The 16,700-nt window shown below is 71.2% G+C and carries 13 protein-coding genes; 3 read left to right on the top strand and 10 right to left on the bottom strand.

Features of this window, described 5'->3' with window-relative positions:
* On the top strand, positions 1-3,606 hold a 3,606-nt coding region (locus ABZX65_RS32305), incomplete at its 5' end, for a DUF6531 domain-containing protein (protein ID WP_355348160.1).
* Between the two features lie 26 nt (positions 3,607-3,632).
* A complete protein-coding gene (locus ABZX65_RS32300) occupies positions 3,633-4,133 on the top strand; it encodes a hypothetical protein (protein ID WP_355348157.1) in 501 nt (166 codons plus the stop codon).
* Here the strand turns inward: ABZX65_RS32300 and ABZX65_RS32295 are convergent.
* The 7 genes from ABZX65_RS32295 to ABZX65_RS32265 form a co-directional block, all read right to left on the bottom strand.
* The gene (locus tag ABZX65_RS32295) at positions 4,126-4,629 is read right to left on the bottom strand and encodes a YfbM family protein (RefSeq protein ID WP_355348154.1); all 504 of its coding nucleotides are present in this window, start codon (positions 4,627-4,629) and stop codon (positions 4,126-4,128) included. The two genes, ABZX65_RS32300 and ABZX65_RS32295, sit on opposite strands and share 8 nt — an antisense overlap.
* 51 nt (positions 4,630-4,680) lie before the next feature.
* On the bottom strand, positions 4,681-5,139 hold the full coding sequence (locus ABZX65_RS32290; protein ID WP_355348151.1) for a GNAT family N-acetyltransferase: 459 nt from the start codon (positions 5,137-5,139) through the stop codon (positions 4,681-4,683).
* A 209-nt stretch (positions 5,140-5,348) separates the two neighbouring features.
* Positions 5,349-6,287 carry a hypothetical protein gene (locus ABZX65_RS32285; RefSeq protein WP_355348149.1) on the bottom strand — a complete coding sequence of 313 codons (939 nt, stop codon included), beginning with the start codon at positions 6,285-6,287 and terminating at the stop codon, positions 5,349-5,351.
* Positions 6,288-6,604: 317 nt separating this feature from the next.
* Positions 6,605-7,123: a hypothetical protein gene (locus ABZX65_RS32280; RefSeq protein WP_355348146.1), complete on the bottom strand. Its 519-nt coding sequence runs from the start codon at positions 7,121-7,123 to the stop codon at positions 6,605-6,607.
* A 229-nt stretch (positions 7,124-7,352) separates the two neighbouring features.
* A complete protein-coding gene (gene cimA / locus ABZX65_RS32275) occupies positions 7,353-8,966 on the bottom strand; it encodes a citramalate synthase (RefSeq protein WP_355348143.1) in 1,614 nt (537 codons plus the stop codon).
* A 363-nt stretch (positions 8,967-9,329) separates the two neighbouring features.
* On the bottom strand, positions 9,330-10,418 hold the full coding sequence (locus ABZX65_RS32270; RefSeq protein WP_355348140.1) for a branched-chain amino acid aminotransferase: 1,089 nt from the start codon (positions 10,416-10,418) through the stop codon (positions 9,330-9,332).
* A 243-nt stretch (positions 10,419-10,661) separates the two neighbouring features.
* Positions 10,662-11,705: a 3-isopropylmalate dehydrogenase gene (locus ABZX65_RS32265; protein ID WP_355348137.1), complete on the bottom strand. Its 1,044-nt coding sequence runs from the start codon at positions 11,703-11,705 to the stop codon at positions 10,662-10,664.
* Between the two features lie 165 nt (positions 11,706-11,870).
* On the opposite strand from ABZX65_RS32265, the gene ABZX65_RS32260 reads away from it, so the two are divergent.
* Positions 11,871-13,484, top strand: a complete 1,614-nt coding sequence (locus tag ABZX65_RS32260) for a metallophosphoesterase family protein (RefSeq protein WP_355348134.1) — start codon at positions 11,871-11,873, stop codon at positions 13,482-13,484.
* A gap of 94 nt (positions 13,485-13,578) precedes the next feature.
* Here the strand turns inward: ABZX65_RS32260 and ABZX65_RS32255 are convergent, their stop codons facing one another.
* The 3 genes from ABZX65_RS32255 to ABZX65_RS32245 form a co-directional block, all read right to left on the bottom strand.
* Positions 13,579-13,722, bottom strand: a complete 144-nt coding sequence (locus tag ABZX65_RS32255) for a hypothetical protein (protein ID WP_188284990.1) — start codon at positions 13,720-13,722, stop codon at positions 13,579-13,581.
* 234 nt (positions 13,723-13,956) lie between these two features.
* Entirely contained in the window at positions 13,957-15,588 is a 1,632-nt protein-coding gene (gene pruA / locus ABZX65_RS32250) for an L-glutamate gamma-semialdehyde dehydrogenase (protein WP_355348131.1), read from the bottom strand.
* An 85-nt stretch (positions 15,589-15,673) separates the two neighbouring features.
* On the bottom strand, positions 15,674-16,603 hold the full coding sequence (locus tag ABZX65_RS32245) for a proline dehydrogenase family protein (protein WP_355348129.1): 930 nt from the start codon (positions 16,601-16,603) through the stop codon (positions 15,674-15,676).
* Positions 16,604-16,700 lie beyond the last annotated feature (97 nt).

Genomic DNA, 16,700 nt, shown 5'->3' with positions numbered 1-16,700 from the left:
TGGGACGTCCTGTTCGCGGCCCTGGACTGCATCCCGATGTTCAAGGGCCTCACCACCGCCGGCGGCCTGTTGAAGATGGCCCGCGAACTCCCCGCGCTGCTGAAGTCGGGGCGGGCGCTGGAGAACATCGCGAACAGCGTCCGCAAGGGCGCGGCGAGTCTCGGTGAGACCAGCCGGATGCTGAAGAAGCTGTTCACGTGCGGTGACCCCATCGACATGGCGACCGGTGAGATGGTGATGTCCGCCACCGACGCCGAACTGCCCGGTGTCCTCCCGCTGGTCATCGAGCGCACCCACCGCACGAACTTCCGCGGCGGGCGGTGGTTCGGGCCGACCTGGGCCTCCACGCTGGACCAGCGGCTGGTCCTGGACGACCAGGGCGTGCGGTTCACCACCGCCGACGGCATGACCCTGGACTACCCCATACCCGGGCCGGGCCTTCCGGTCATGCCCGTCACCGGCCCGCGCTGGCCCCTGACCTGGGACGGCACCCCCGGCGGCACCATGACCGTCGCCCAGCCCGAGACCGGCCAGGCCCTGCACTTCCGCCCGCTGCCCGGCCGCAGCCCCGCCGACCTGCCCCTGCACACCCTCACCGACCGCAACGACAACCGCGTCACCGTCACCTACGACCCGGCCGGCGCCCCCGCCCGGATGACCCACGACGCCGGATACCAGATCGGCGTCACCACCGCCGACGGCCGCGTCACCGCCCTGCACCTGATATCCGCCGACCACCGGCCCGCCCTGACCCGGTACGCCTACACCGGCGGCCACCTCACCGCCGTCACCAACTCCTCCGGCCTCCCCCTGACCTTCACCTACGACCCCGAAGGCCGCATCACCGGCTGGCAGGACCGCAACACCACCTGGTACCGCTACACCTACGACGGCCAGGGCCGCTGCGTCCGCACCACCGGCACCGACGACATCCTCGCCTACACCTACCGCTACGACCCCCACACCCACACCACCCACGCCGTCAACTCCCTCGGCCACACCACCACCTACGAATTCAACGACCGCTACCAGCTCCTCCGCGAAACCGACCCCCTCCACCACACCACCCACCGCACCTGGGACCCCCACGACAACCTCCTCACCCACACCGACCCCCTCGGCCACACCACCACCTACACCTACGACACCCACGGCAACCCCACCCACATCACCCACCCCAACGGCACAGTCACGCGAGCGGAGTTCGACGGCCCCGGCCGCCCAATCCGCATCACGACGGCGGACGGCGCGCAGTGGTCGCAGACCTATGACGCAAGCGGTAACGCGCTGACCACGACCGATCCCGTCGGGGCGGTGACAGTGGCGTCGTACGACGGACACGGCGGGCTCCGTGAGGTGACGGACGCCCTCGGTCACCGGCAGCGGTTCACCCTCAGCCCTGCCGGGCTCCCTCTTGCGGTGGAGCAGAGCGACGGCTCCGTCACCAGGTGGGAGCGGGACGCCTTCGGCCGAGTCGTCGCCGAACAGGATCCGCTCGGCGGGGTCATGCGCCTGTCCTGGACCGTGGAAGGCCGGATGACGTCCCGCACTCTGCCGGACGGAGCGGTGGAGCACTGGGCGTACGACGGCGAAGGCAACCTGGTGGAGCACCGGGACGCGCTGGGGGCGGTCACCCATTGCGAGACGGCCCCCTTCGACCGGGTCATGGCCAGAACCGGTCCGGACGGCGCCCGTACCGCCTTCCGCTACGACACCGAACTGCGGCTGGTCGAGGTACTGAACGCGGCCGGTTCCCGCTGGCGCTACCGGTACGACCCGGCCGGACGGCTCACCGAGGAGACGGATTTCAACGGCCGGACGGTGATCTACGAGCGCGACGCGGCAGGCCGGGTCAGCGGGCGGACCAATGGCGCGGGTGAACGGTTGACCTATGAAAGGGACGCTGTCGGCCGGCTGGTGGCGGCGCGGCACGCTGACGGCGCGGCGACGACGTACGCCTACGACCCGGTGGGACGGCTGGTCCGCGCGGACAACGACCATTCGTCGCTCCTCATCGAACGTGACGTCCTCGGTGCCGTGGTGGCCGAGACGGTCAACGGCCGTACGGTGCAGAGCCGTTATGACGTGCTCGGGCGCCGCGTGGAACGGGTGACACCGGCCGGACGCCACTCGGTGTGGAACTACGGCGCGACCGCGCAACCGCACGACGTGACCTTCGGCGCGGGCACACTGTCCTTCTCCTACGACGCGGCGGGTCGGGAGCGGTCACGCACGCTGACCGGCGCCTTCACACTCGACCAGAGCTGGGATCCCGCCGGACGGTTGTCGGGACAGACCGTGACCGAGCACGACCCGAGCGGTTCCGGCCGGACCGGCCGCTTCGACCGCGCCTACGCGTACCGACCCGACGGCCGGCTCACCGGCCAGAGCGGTTCGACGCCCGACGCCACGCGGGACTTCCGGCTCGACGCCGCCGGGCGGGTCGCCGGTGTGCGGACTGCCGACGGCTCCGAGAGCGAGTCGTACACCTACGATCCGCTGGGAAACATCAGCTCCGCGGCGGGACCGGTGGTGCGGACGGCCGCCGCCGAAGGGGCCCGGGCGGTCGAGGGGACGCTGCTGCGGCACGCGGGCCGCTCGTCCTACGCCTACGACGAACAGGGACGGGTCGTCCGGCACACGCAACGGCTGCTCTCCGGTGGCCGGCGCGTATGGGAGTACCGCTGGGACGCCGAGGACCGGATGACGGGCGTCACCACGCCGGACGGCAGCGTCTGGCGCTATCTGTACGACGCGCTGGGCCGTCGGATCGCCAAGCAGCAGTGGGGCGACAGCGGCCTCATCGCGGAGACCGTGTTCGTCTGGGACGGCGCGCGCATGACGGAAGAGGTGACGGGGCAGGCCGCCACGACCTGGGAGTACGCGCCTGGCACACACCGTCCGCTGGCCCAGATCGACGAACGCTTCTACGCCATCGTCACCGATCTCATCGGTGCCCCCAGCGAACTCATCGGCTCCGACGGCGATGTGGCGTGGCGGAGCACGCGCACGGTATGGGACCGGCAACCAGCCGTCGGCGGGCAGACCGACTGCCCGCTGCGCTTCCCCGGCCAGTACGCCGACGCCGAGACCGGACTCCACTACAACCATCTGCGGTATTACGACCCGGTCACCGCCCGCTACCAGAGCCCCGATCCCCTCGGCCTGGTCCCGGCTCCCAACCACCACACGTATGTGGAGAATCCATACGACGAGATCGACCCGTTCGGCCTGAGTCCCTGTACGGAACTGGGTCGCGCCCTCAAGCCGGGCGAGATCTTCATCTACCGTGCCGTCCAGGCCAAGGAGCTGGCACAGCTGCTCAAGACGCGGCGGTTCGAGAACGTCCTCGGCATCGAGACCAAGTACTTCTCGACGACGATGGAGGGCGCGGCGGCTTATGCCCGGGCCGCGTTCAAGGCGTACAAGGAAGAAGGTCCTTATACCCTGGTCAGATCGGTGATCCACAAGGACGCGATCAACCCCGAGAGCCTGATCGACCACCTGGCGGACGCGGGCGGCGGAATCGACGCTCTGGCCCTGTCCGTGGAAGAGATGGCCCACGCGGGACGAGTTCGCATCCTTCCCTTCATGCCCCTGCCCTGATGCACCCCTTCTGAGTGGAACGCGACGTGGACATCATCATCGTTTCGGACAACGCACGGCTTCTTGAGGTGTGGCGGCGGCATTTGGGGGATGGTCTGCCGGTGGAGTTGTGGGAGGCCGAGGCCCGGGATGTGGGCGCTGATGCCGTGATGGTGGCCGGGGTGTTCGCGCACGGGCGGTACGGGGGGAGGCCGACGCCGGGGCGGGCGCAGATTTTGCGGAACGTGCGGGGGGACGGTTATCCGGGTCTTGTCGTGGTGCCCGCCACGCGCCCGGCGATGCTGGACGGCGAGGGGCGACCGGTGGTGCGGCCGGAGTACGCCGACGTCAGCCCCGCGTATTTCGGGGTGTCGCGGGCGCTCGAGGCGGTGCGGGAGTGGAACGCGGGCGGGGAGGTGCCGCGAGTGGACGTACTGCTGTTTCCGCTCGGGCTGTTGGGAATGGAGTCCGTCGAGGACACGGCTACGCCGGAGGCTGTGGGGAGGGCGGTGCGTGAGGGGTGGGAGGCGCCGGGAGGGGCTAGCTGAGCCAGAGGGCTATCGCGTCGCCTTCGGCGGCTGCCGCTTGGAAGAAGGGGACGAGGGCCTCGTAGTGCTGGGTCGCGTATTCGAGCGTTTCGAGGGCCTCGCCCTCGACGCTCGGGTAGAGGACGCCCTCTTCGACCTCGGCTTCGGTGAGGTCCTTGGTGAGGGCGGCGGCGGGGAGTGCGGTCAGGGCGGCGGCGGCCGTGCGGACCTGGTCGGGGGTGAGGTAACGGGGCGGGCCGTAGCCCCAGTCGCCGGCGCCGGGTATCGGCTGGCCGCCGTGGACGATGTCGAGCGGGAACTCGATCCGCCGGAACAGGAAGTCCAGGGCGTCCCACGCCTTGTCGATGTCGAGACAGCGCGGCTGACCCGCGCCCGTGGTCTCCTCCGACTCGGCGTACATCAGGTCGAAGACGAACTCCTGCGTCCAGTCCGGTTCCCGGACGGCGCGGTCGAGTTCGGCGGGTGTCAGACGTGCGTAGTTCTCGATCATGCCCATGCGTCGCATGCTAGCGCCGGGGTCTGACACCCGCCGCCCCCGGACAGGGGGTTACGGCCAGCGCATGGAGAGGTCGGGCTCCTTCTCCATGTTGCGGGAGCCGTCGTTGGTGTCGACCAGCGTGAAGCCGTGGTGCTCGTAGAAGGCGCGGGCGTCGGTGTTGCGCTGGAAGGCGAAGAGGGTGAGGCCGGCGGGGCTGTGCGCCTTGGCGCGGGCGAGGAGGCGGCTGCCGATGCCCTGGCGGCGCACCTCCGCCAGGAGGTAGAGGGCGTCGAGGACCCCGTCCTCGACGGACGCGTAGCCGACGACGGCGCCGCCCTGCTCGGCCACCCACACCGCCGAGCCGGGCAGCACGATGTCCCGCACCCACGCCTCCACTTGGGCGTCCGTCCGCTTGCGCGGCGGCAGGTACGGCATGGTCACCTCGCGCGAGGTGACGTGGACGTGCGCGATGGCGGCGGCGTCGGCCGCCACCGCGTCCCTGACGATGGTCTCGGGGGTGTCTGTCACCCGCGTGACCTTACGTATCGGGGGCCGTGGGCTCGACCCATTTTCCGTCACCCCTGACAGGACGGCCCCGCCCGGGACGGCCCCGCCCGGGACGGCTGCCGCCGTGGGCGGGGCTCGGGGTGCTGGCCGCGTGGGCGGGGGCGGCCCTGCTCGGGGGCGGGGTGCTGCTGCGGGGACGGGACGCGTGACGGAGCAGGGGGGCGCGCTCCTCACAGGGCGGGCAGGTGCAGGCGGCCCCGGCCCTCCCGCACGTGGGGCAGGACGGTCGGGTCGCCGACCAGCGCGCCGTCCAGGTCCGTCGTCACGCGCAGGGCGTGTTTGCCCAGGTAGACGGGGCCCGGCTCGGGCTCGTCGCGGTAGAGGACGAAGCCGGTGACGCGGTCGACGCGGTTCGGGAGCAGCCGCCACACGCCGGTCGCGGAACACACCGTCGCCTCCGGGACCGCCTCGGCCAGCCACGCGGCGGCGCTCGCCTCCACGGCGGCGGCGAAGCGCTGGCTGTCGTCGAAGGGGCGGACGAGGTCGAGGCGCCCCGAGCCGGGGACGGGGACGCCGTCGCGCCATTCGAACCAGGCGCGGTAGTACGGGCGTTGGCCGGACAGGGCGGCGAGCCGCCGCCTCGCGGTCACCCGCAGCAGCGTCGGGGCGCTCGGGTCCCGGTCCTTCAGGCCCGCCACCAGGTCGGGGTGGGCGATCAGTACGGTCGTGGGCGTGGCGCCGGACCAGCGGGTCAGGCACGCGGCGATACGGGTGAGGAGGTCGTCGACCGTTCCGTTACGGGGGTCGGCCGCGATCCACGGCTCGGCGACGACGTTGCCGAGGGCGTACACCTCGTAACCGCCTGCGCGGAACGCCGCGTCGAGGCCGCGCCAGGTCCGCGCCAGGTCCAGGGCGTCCGCCACCGCCTTGCGCAGCTCGTCCTCTTCCGGCTCCGCCCGGTCCACCCTCAGCCGCACGACGGCGTCCGGGTCGTCCGTCACCCGGAACATCACCTCGGCGCCGCCGGCCGCGGGGAAGCGGGAACGCGCGCCGTAGACGGCGAGTCGGCCGGGGAAGAGGCGGTCGCCCATGCGGGCCGCCGTGCGGCGCTGCCGCCGCGTGCCGAGCAGACCTGTCGCCGCTCCGAGCAGCATCACCAACCACAGCACGGGGGGCTCCTTTCGCCTACCCCGACGCTAGCCGTCCGCCTCCGGGGCGGGCCTGAGCATCCGTACTCATCCTTCCCGGGGCGCGGCCCCGTGCGGTTCCTCTGCTGTGGGGCGGTTCGCCGATCTTTTGAGGGGCGCGGGGAACCGCGCGCTCAGCCACCGACGGTGGCGCGGCCTTTTGAAGACCGGCGCCAGCGGGGCAGATGCCGTTGTCTTCGGGCTGACAGCCCGGTGGGGGCTGGTCGCGCGGTTCCCCGCGCCCCCGAGAACAAGGCCCTGCGCTGCGGCAGCGCACGTTCCCCGCGCCCCGGAGGGGGTCAGCAGCCGCCGCAGGTGTAGAACAGGGCGTCCCAGTGGCTGCCCTCGTCGGCGTAGATGTTGCCGGAGGCAGCCTGGTACTGGGGGTAGCCGTCACCGCGGAGACCGATGTAGGTGAAGGCGCTGTGGATGTAGTTGGTGATGCAGGTGTTCTTGCCGAAGTCGAGCTTGTAGCCGTTCCAGTGGGAGTACGTGCCGCTGGCGTGGCCGGTCTCGGTGCCGCCGGTGATGTTGAGGGCGCAGCCGCTGGCGTGCTTGAGGGTGACGGCGCCCTGGGCGGTGGTGAGGTTGAGCTGGTCGAAGGACGTACACGTCGAGACGTTGCGGTTGGAGCAGCCGCCGGAGGACGACCAGGTGATGCCCGCGCCGCTGAACATGCTCGTCGCCTGGGCGTGGGTGAGCTTGGTGACGGCGAACGCGTCGGTGGAGCTGGCCAGTCCGATGCCGGGGGCGAACACCGCGGTGAGGACGAGAGTCAGGACACTGAGCACGGATCGGGCGCGCAGACGTAGCGTCATGCGATTCCTCCTGCTGTTTCCGCTGGGGTGGGTGGTGTGCGGGTGACCGGTGTGCAGGTGGCGCAGGAGGAGTGTGCCCGAGCTCTACGCGCGTCCGCCAGTGTCCGCACATGAACGGTCCCGGTCGCGGGGAACACGACCGGGACCCGGAGCACGGCAAAGACCGGCAAAGACCGGTAAAGGCCGGTAAACGGCCCGCGAGGGATGACGCCCAGGGGGCCAAATCCCGCTACTGCTCCTGGGGTTCGAGGCCCGCGCGCAGCAGCCCGTAAGTGTACGCGTCGTCAAGTGCCGCCCAGGACGCGGCGATCACGTTGTCCGCGACGCCGACCGTGGACCACTCGGCGGCGCCGTCCGTGGTGGTGATCAGGACGCGGGTGGTGGAGTCGGTGCCCGAACGGCCTTCGAGGATACGGACCTTGTAGTCGACCAGCGCGAAGGCGGCGAGCTGCGGGTAGATCCGGCCGAGGGCCGCGAGCAGGGCGCGGTCCAGGGCGTTGACCGGGCCGTTGCCCTCGGCGGTGGCGACGATGCGCTCGCCCTTGGCCCACATCTTCACCGTCGCCTCGTTGGCGTGGGTGCCGTCGGGGCGGTCCTCGGTGATGACGCGCCAGGACTCGGTGCGGAAGAAGCGGCGCGGGCCGCCGTTCTCAGCGCGTTCCAGCTCCTCGCGCAGCAGCAGCGCGAACGACGCGTCGGCGGCCTCGTAGGTGTAGCCCTTCAGCTCCCGTTCCTTGACGCGCGCGACGACCCGGCCGACCAGCTCGCGGTCGCCGCCGAGGTCGATGCCGAGTTCCTTGCCCTTGAGCTCGATGGAGGCGCGGCCCGCCATGTCGGAGACCAGCATCCGCATGGTGTTGCCGACCTGCTCGGGGTCGATGTGCTGGTAGAGGTCGGGGTCGACCTTGATCGCGGAGGCGTGCAGACCGGCTTTGTGCGCGAAGGCGGAGACGCCGACGTAGGGCTGGTGGGTGGAGGGCGGCAGGTTGACGACCTCGGCGATGGCGTGCGAGATGCGGGTCATCTCGCCGAGCGTGCCGGGCGGCAGGACGCGGCGGCCGTGCTTGAGCTCCAGCGCGGCGACCACCGGGAAGAGGTTGGAGTTGCCGACGCGCTCGCCGTAGCCGTTGGCGGTGCACTGGACGTGGGTGGCGCCCGCGTCCACGGCGGCCAGGGTGTTGGCGACCGCGCAGCCGGTGTCGTCCTGCGCGTGGATGCCCAGGCGCGCGCCGGTGTCGGCCAGGACCAGCCCGGTGACGGCCTGGACCTGGGCGGGCAGCATCCCGCCGTTGGTGTCGCACAGGACGACGACGGACGCGCCCGCCTCGTGCGCGGCCCGTACGACGGCGGTGGCGTAGGCGGCGTTGGCCTTGTAGCCGTCGAAGAAGTGCTCGCAGTCGACGAAGACGCGGCGCCCTTGGGCGACGAGGTGGGAGACGGTGTCCGTCACCATCGCCAGGTTCTCTTCGAGAGTGGTGCGCAGGGCCAGTTCCACATGCCGGTCGTGGGACTTGGCGACCAGGGTGATCACCGGGGCGCCGGAGTCCAGCAGGGCCTTGACCTGCGGGTCCTGCGCGGCGACCGCGTTGGGGCGGCGGGTGGCGCCGAAGGCCACCAGCGTCGCGTGTTTCAGGTCCAGTTCGGTGGCGGCGCGGGCGAAGAACTCGGTGTCGCGGGGATTGGCGCCGGGCCAGCCGCCCTCGATGAACCCCACTCCGAAGTCGTCCAGGTGCCGGGCGATCGTCAGCTTGTCGGCGACGGTGAGGTTGATTCCCTCGCGCTGGGCGCCGTCGCGCAGCGTGGTGTCGAAGACGTGGAAGCTGTCGTCCAGTTCGGCGGTCATGGCTGTCGTAACTCCTGTCGGGTGAGTGGGTTCCCGTCCGGACATGCGGATATCGGGAGGATCCAGCTCCACTTGCCCCCATCGTCCCTCGCGCCCCGCCTCCCGGCGGTGGTGGGCCGGAAAACGAAAAAACCTCTCGCGGATGCGAGAGGTCTGCACGCGGGTCTGGGCGGGTGACGCTCCCCTGTGGTCAGGGGATCAGTCACTGCGGACCGGCGTGCCTGCGGCCAATAATCACGTTGGCGTACGGGTGCACGTTGGCAGTGTGCCACAAACCGGCCCGCTCGGGACGCCGGTCTCACCATTCGGTCGCTTCCCTGGTGGGCGGCGCCTCGCGGTCCGACGCGCCGCCCCTGCCCGCGCTCAGCCGCCCAGCGGGTGCATCCAGCCGTACGGGTCGGCGGCCCGGCCGCCCTGGATGTCGAGAAGCGCCTCCCGTAGGCGCATGGTGACCGCGCCGGGTGCGCCGTCGGCCACCGGCCAGCTCGCGCGGGTGGACTTGACGGACCCGACCGGAGTGATCACGGCGGCGGTGCCGCACGCGAAGACCTCGGTGAGGGTGCCGTCGGCGGCGTCCCGCTTCCAGTCGTCCACGGAGATCCGGCCCTCGCCGACCTCGTAGCCGAGGTCCGCGGCGATGGTGAGGAGGGAGTCGCGCGTGATGCCCGGCAGGAGGGAGCCGGACAGCTCGGGGGTGACGATGCGGTTGCCGTACACGAAGTACAGGTTCATGCCGCCCATCTCCTCGATCCAGCGGCGCTCGATCGCGTCGAGCCAGACCACCTGGTCGCAGCCGTGCTCGATGGCCTGGGCCTGGGCGACGAGGGAGGCGGCGTAGTTGCCGCCCGCCTTCGCGGCGCCGGTGCCGCCGGGCGCGGCGCGCACGTACTCCTCGGACAGCCACACCGAGACCGGCTTGACGCCGCCGGAGAAGTAGGAACCGGCCGGGGAGGCGATCACCAGGAAGAGGTACTCGTTGGCCGGGCGCACCCCGAGGCCGACCTCGGTGGCGATCATGAAGGGCCGCAGGTAGAGGGACGCCTCGCCCGCGTCCGGCACCCACGCCTTCTCCTGCCTGACCAGCACGTCGCACGCCTCGATGAAGGTCTCGACCGGCAGCTCGGGCATCGACAGGCGGCGCGCGGAGGACTGGAAGCGCCGCGCGTTGGCCTCGGGCCTGAAGGTGGCCACGGTGCCGTCGGGCTGGCGGTACGCTTTCAGGCCCTCGAAGATCGTCTGCGCGTAGTGCAGCGTCATGTTCGCCGGGTCGATCGAGAGCGGGGCGTACGGCACGAGCTGGGCGTCGTGCCAGCCGCGGCCCTCGGTCCACTTGATGGTGACCATGTGGTCGGTGAAGTACCGCCCGAAGCCGGGGTCGGCCAGGATCGCCTCGCGCTCGGCGGCGGCCAGCGGGTGGGCGGAGGGCTTCAGCTCGATCGTGGGTGTCGTCATGTCCGTGTCCTTCGCCGTGTTCGCTGTCGTTCGCCGTCGTTCGCCGTCGTGCGCTGGCAGGTGCTGTCAGCGCAGGTCAGCCGTTGTCGTTCGCCGTCGTGGCGGCGGGGACACCGGGACAGGTCCTAGGACGTCCGAGCATCCGGTCGCACCGCGGCCCCACCGCCGATTATCGCAGCGGTGGGGCCGGGTACCTACAGGTGGGGCCGGGGCAGCCCCTGGCCTCGAGGTCGGACCGCCGCGTCAGGCGGATACCCGGGCGGCCAGCGCGTCGCCGATCGCGACCGTGCTGCGGGCGGGCTGTCCGGTGCGCTCGGACAGGTCGGCCTGGACGGCGGCGTCGATCCGCTCGGCCTCGGCCTCGTAACCGAGGTGCCGCAGGAGCAGGGCGACCGAGAGCACGGTGGCGGTCGGGTCGGCCTTGGACTGGCCCGCGATGTCGGGCGCGGAGCCGTGCACCGGCTCGAACATCGAGGGGAAGTCGCGGCTGGGGTTGATGTTGCCGCTGGCGGCCACGCCGATGCCGCCGGAGACGGCCGCGGCCAGGTCGGTGATGATGTCGCCGAAGAGGTTGTCGGTGACGATCACGTCGAACCGCTCGGGCTGCGTGACGAGGAAGATCGTCGCCGCGTCCACGTGCAGGTAGTCGGTGCTGACCTCGGGGAACTCGGCGCCGACCTGCTCGAAGATCCGGGTCCACAGGTGGCCCGCGTACACGAGCACGTTGTTCTTGTGCACGAGCGTGAGCTTCTTGCGGGGGCGGCCCTGGGCGCGGGCGTACGCGTCGCGCACCACGCGCTCGATGCCGAAGGCGGTGTTCAGGCTGACCTCGGTGGCCACCTCGTGCTCGGTGCCGGTCCTGATCGAGCCGCCGTTGCCGGTGTACGGGCCCTCGGTGCCCTCGCGGACCACGACGAAGTCGATCTCCGGGGTGCCCGCGAGCGGCGAGGCGACACCGGGGAACAGCTTGCTCGGCCGCAGGTTCACATGGTGGTCGAAGGCGAAGCGGAGCTTGAGCAGGAAGCCGCGCTCCAGCACGCCCGACGGCACCGACGGGTCGCCGATCGCGCCCAGCAGGATCGCGTCGTGCGCCTTGAGCCGGCCGAGGTCGTCGTCGGTCAGCGTCTGACCGGTGGCGTGGTAGCGCTTCGCGCCGAAGTCGAACTCCTCCGTCTCCAGCTTGACGTCCTGCGGAAGCACGGCGGCAAGGACCTTGAGGCCCTCCGTCACGACTTCCTGGCCGATTCCGTCACCGGGGATCACTGCGAGGCTGATGCTGCGAGACATGCCGTGCACCCTACTCCGCGTCCCAGCCCCTGACACGGCGTGTCCGCATGCCGGACGACCGGAGGTATCCGGCATCCTGGGCGTCAGCCGGTCGCCACGCCGCGTTCACCGCGCGGACGGACGCCAGTCGGGCCACGGTAGGACGGCGCTGGGAGATTGCGCGTCATGGACACACCACAGATGGGTATCGACGCCAGGCTCGCCGGCCGGATGAGCATGGCGGAGCAGCACGAATACCTGCGCGCCAAGCTGACCCGCCGCCGGGTCATCGGCGGCAGTGTCGCGGCCGCGGGCACGATCGCCGCCTCCGGCCTCCTCAGCGGCGTCGCCGCCGCGAGCACCCCGAGCCCCGGCGCGGGCCCGACGCTGCTCGGCCGGCCCGCCACCGGGCACCACGTCGACGGCGCGCTGGTCGCCCCGTTCGGCCGCCACCTCGCCTTCGGCCCCGACCCGAAGACCCAGTTCCGGGTCTCCTGGCAGGTGCCGCTCGCGGTCCGCAGGCCGTTCCTGCGGGTCGGTCTCCAGCCCTGGTCGCTCAGCCACAAGATCGAGGCGGAGGTGCGGGCGCTGCACACCCCGCAGCTCCTCAACAGCAAGCTGCCGCCGGTCGACCAGTTCTACCTGCACGTGGCGCTGGACAAGCTGCGTCCCGACACCACCTACTACTACGGCGTCGGCCACGAGGGCTTCGACCCGGCGGACGCCGCCGCCTTCGCGACCGTGGGTTCCTTCACCACCGCTCCCTCGCAGAGCAAGCGGGAGCGCTTCACCTTCACCGGCTTCGGCGACCAGGGCGTCAGCTACCACGCGCTGGCCAACGACTCGCTGATCCTGGCCCGCAACCCGGCCTTCCACCTGCACGCGGGTGACATCTGCTACGCCGACCCGGACGGCGCGGGCCTGCCCGCGGACGGCGCCGACTACGACGCGCGCACCTGGGACTCCTTCCTCGCGCAGACCGAGTCGGTGGCCGCGCGGGTGCCGTGGATGGTGACCACCGGCAACCACGACATGGAGGCCTGGTACTCGCCCAACGGCTACGGCGGCCAGGAGGCCCGCTGGGCGCTGCCCGGCAACGGCCACGACCCGAAGAACCAGCCGGGCTCGTACTCCTTCGTCTACGGCAACACCGCGGTGATCGCGCTGGACGCCAACGACGTCTCGTACGAGATCCCGGCCAACTACGGGATCACCGGCGGCAAGCAGACCGCGTGGCTGGACCGGACGCTCGGCCAGTACCGCAAGCAGCACGGCATCGACTTCCTGGTGGTCTTCTTCCACCACTGCGCGTACTCGACCACCAACGCGCACGCCTCGGACGGCGGTGTGCAGGCGCAGTGGGTGCCGCTGTTCGAGAAGCACCGGGTGGACCTGGTGATCAACGGCCACAACCACGTGTACGAGCGGACCGACGCGATCCGCGGCGGGCAGGTGTCCCGGCAGGTGGCGATCGGTGCGACGACCCGGCCGGAGACGGACGGCGTCGTCTACGTGACCGCGGGCGGCGCGGGCCGCAGCCTGTACGACTTCCCGGCGCCGGACTCGGTGGAGGGCGCGGAGCACCACGTGGACTCGGTCACGACGTGGCACTCCGCGAAGGGCGGCGGCAAGGTCGCCGACACCGTCGAGTGGTCGCGGGTCCGCTACACCGGCTACTCGTTCATCTCCGTGGACGTCGAGCCCGCGCGGCCGGGGCGGGAGTCGACCCTGACCGTGTCCGCGCTGGCGGAGACGGGTGCGCGGATCGACCACTTCACGGTGGCGCGGCGCGCGCGGTAGGGCCGGAACCGTGAGACCGGTGGTGTGGAGCCGGTCTCATGAGGCCGGGCCACGGGGCCGGCCGCGGGCCGCGCGCCGCTCGTGCGGGGTGCGGTCAGCGGGCCTCGTGGCCCGTGCTGCCGCCGTTGTCGCGGCGGTCCATGCTGCGCTGGAGGGCGCGGAGGGCGTTCTGGCGGGCGGTCTCGTCCATGGTGATCAACTCCAGGGAAAACTTGAGGAGATGGATGGCGGTCGCCACGGAACGGGGCGGGGAGCGGGCGCCGCGGGGGTGACCCGCGCGAAGGGCGCTGCTCGCATCCGCCGCTCGCTCGATGGAGCGAGACGTTCGGCTTCTTACAAAGTTAGGTCAGCGTGGCCGTCCTGTCGCCACAATTACTCGGACTTCCTACTATCTGAGACGACCGTCACCCATGAGGAGGCCCCCGCCACCGGATGGGGACCGGTGACGGGGGCCGCTGAGGGCAGGGCGTGGTCAGCCCTGGTGCGGGTAGCGGTAGTCCGTCGGCGGGACCAGCGTCTCCTTGATGGAGCGCGTGGACGTCCAGCGCAGCAGATTCTGCGCGGCGCCCGCCTTGTCGTTGGTGCCCGACGCCCGGCCGCCGCCGAACGGCTGCTGGCCGACGACGGCGCCGGTCGACTTGTCGTTGATGTAGAAGTTGCCCGCGGCGAACCGCAGCTTCTCCATCACGTCGGCCACCGCGGCCCGGTCCTGCGCGATGACCGAGCCGGTCAGGCCGTACGCCGAGACCGACTCCATCTGCGCGAGCATCGTCTCGAAGTCGGCGTCCTCGTAGACGTACACACCGAGCACCGGGCCGAAGTACTCCTCGCGGAAGATCTCGTTGTCCGGGTCGGTGGAGACCAGGACGGTCGGGCGGATGAAGTACCCGACCGAGTCGTCGTACGTGCCGCCCGCGACGACCTCGATCGTCGGGTCGGCCTTGGCGCGGTCGATGGCGGCCTTGTTCTTGGCGAAGGACCGCTCGTCGATGACGGCGCCGAGGAAGTTGGACAGATCGGTGACGTCGCCCATGGTGATGCCGTCGACCTCGGCCGCGAACTCCTCCTTGAAGCCGCCGTCCCAGATCGAGCGCGGGATGTAGGCGCGGGAGGAGGCCGAGCACTTCTGGCCCTGGTACTCGAAGGAGCCGCGGGTCAGCGCGGTCTTCAGGATCGCGGGGTCGGCGGACGGGTGCGCGACCACGAAGTCCTTGCCGCCGGTCTCGCCGACGATCCGGGGGTAGGACTTGTAGCCCTCGATGTGCTCGCCGACCGTGCGCCACAGGTGCTGGAAGGTCTTGGTGGAGCCGGTGAAGTGGATACCGGCGAGGTCCGGGTGGGTCAGGGCGACCTCGGAGACGGCGATGCCGTTGCCGGTCACCAGGTTGATGACGCCGTCGGGCAGCCCGGCCTCGCGCAGCACCTTCATCAGCAGGACGGCCGAGTGGGTCTGCGTCGGCGACGGCTTCCACACCACGACGTTGCCCATCAGGGCGGGCGCGGTGGGCAGATTGCCCGCGATGGCCGTGAAGTTGAACGGCGTGATCGCGTAGACGAAGCCTTCGAGCGGGCGGTGGTCGAGGCGGTTCCAGACGCCGGGGGCGTTGGCGACCGGCTGCTCGGCGAGGATCTGCCGCGCGAAGTGGACGTTGAACCGCCAGAAGTCGACCAGTTCGCAGGGGCTGTCGATCTCGGCCTGCTGGGCGGTCTTGCCCTGGCCGAGCATCGTGGAGGCCACGATCGTCTCGCGCCAGGGTCCGGCGAGCAGTTCCGCGGCGCGCAGGATGATCGCGGCGCGGTCGTCGAAGGCCATCGCGCGCCAGGCGGGGGCGGCGGCCAGCGCGGCGTCGACCGCGTCCTGCGCGTCCTGCGCGGTGGCCTCGGCGTAGCTGCCGAGCACGGCGCCGTGGTTGTGCGGCTGCACGACGTCGGAGCGCTCGCCGCCGCCCATGCGCTGCTCGCCGCCGATGAACATCGGCAGGTCGACGGGGTTGCCCGCCAGTTCCTTGAGCTTCGCCTCCAGACGGGCGCGCTCCGGGCTGCCCGGCGCGTACGAGTGCACCGGCTCGTTGACCGGCGCGGGAACCTGGGTCACGGCGTCCATGAAGCGTTTCTCCTTCGGTGAAGAAAGGGGGATCAGCGGGCGGGAGTCGACGGGCGGATCAGGGGCCCGGGACCGGCGGGCCGGATCAGCGGGCGGGGAGGAAGGAGCGGAGGAAGAAGGCGAGGTTCGCCGGGCGCTCCGCGAGGCGGCGCATGAAGTATCCGTACCAGTCTGCGCCGTACGGCACATAGATGCGCATACGTTCGCCTTCGTCCGCGAGCCGCCGCTGCTCCGCGGCCCGGATGCCGTACAGCATCTGGAACTCGTACGACCCGGCCGGCCGGTGGTTGCGCGCCGCCAGGTCCTGAGCGATGGCGATCATGCGCGGGTCGTGCGAGCCGACCATCGGGTAGCCGTCGCCCGCGAAGAGGATGCGCAGCGCCCTGACGTACGCCTTGTCCACGTCGGCCTTGGCCTGGAAGGCGACCTCGGCGGGCTCCTTGTACGCGCCCTTGACCAGCCGTACGCGCGAGCCCGCGACCGCCAGCGCGCGGGCGTCGTCCTCGGTGCGGAAGAGATACGACTGGAGGACGGCGCCGGTGCCGGGGTGCTCGCGGCGCAGCTCGTGGAGTATCGCCAGCGTCGAGTCGACGGTGGTGTGGTCCTCCATGTCGAGGGTGACGGTGGTGCCGACCTCGGCGGCCAGTTCGGCGACCCGCCGTACGTTGGCCAGCGCGATGTCGTGGCCGCCGTCGGGCAGCGTCTGGCCGAAGGCGGACAGCTTCACCGACACCTCGGCGCGGCTGCCGAGGCCGTCGTTCCGCAGCGCTTCCAGCAGCCGCAGATACGCGTCCCTGGTGGCCTGCGCGGTGGCCCGGTCGGTGACGTCCTCACCGAGGTGGTCGAGGGTGACGTCGAGGCCGGAGGCGGTCAGCGACCGCACGGTGTCCATCGCGGGGCGCAGTTCGTCGCCCGCGATGAAGCGGTTCACCACGGGACGGGTGACGGGTGCGGCGGCGACGACGCGGCGCATACGGTCGCTGCGCGAGGCGGCGAGCAACACGGGACCGAGCACGGTGGCTCCTCCGGGACGAGGGCGGTACGGGGGAACGGCCGTCCCCGGCCGTCGCCCCGAATCTAGGATTCGCCTACCCGTTGGACCAGCGACACCT

Origin of the sequence: Streptomyces sp. NPDC003300 (assembly GCF_040610915.1) — a bacterium.
Classification (GTDB): Bacteria; Actinomycetota; Actinomycetes; order Streptomycetales; family Streptomycetaceae; genus Actinacidiphila.
Note: the sequence above shows the minus strand (reverse complement) of the source record. Positions and strands in the feature narration are given on the sequence as shown.

Coding starts and splice junctions, on each gene's coding strand:
- pruA (WP_355348131.1), bottom strand. CDS start 15,588: ATGGACGCCGTGACCCAGGTTCCCGCGCCGGTCAACGAGCCGGTGCAC.
- ABZX65_RS32270 (WP_355348140.1), bottom strand. CDS start 10,418: ATGACGACACCCACGATCGAGCTGAAGCCCTCCGCCCACCCGCTGGCC.
- ABZX65_RS32295 (WP_355348154.1), bottom strand. CDS start 4,629: ATGGGCATGATCGAGAACTACGCACGTCTGACACCCGCCGAACTCGAC.
- ABZX65_RS32260 (WP_355348134.1), top strand. CDS start 11,871: ATGGACACACCACAGATGGGTATCGACGCCAGGCTCGCCGGCCGGATG.
- ABZX65_RS32265 (WP_355348137.1), bottom strand. CDS start 11,705: ATGTCTCGCAGCATCAGCCTCGCAGTGATCCCCGGTGACGGAATCGGC.
- ABZX65_RS32280 (WP_355348146.1), bottom strand. CDS start 7,123: ATGACGCTACGTCTGCGCGCCCGATCCGTGCTCAGTGTCCTGACTCTC.
- cimA (WP_355348143.1), bottom strand. CDS start 8,966: ATGACCGCCGAACTGGACGACAGCTTCCACGTCTTCGACACCACGCTG.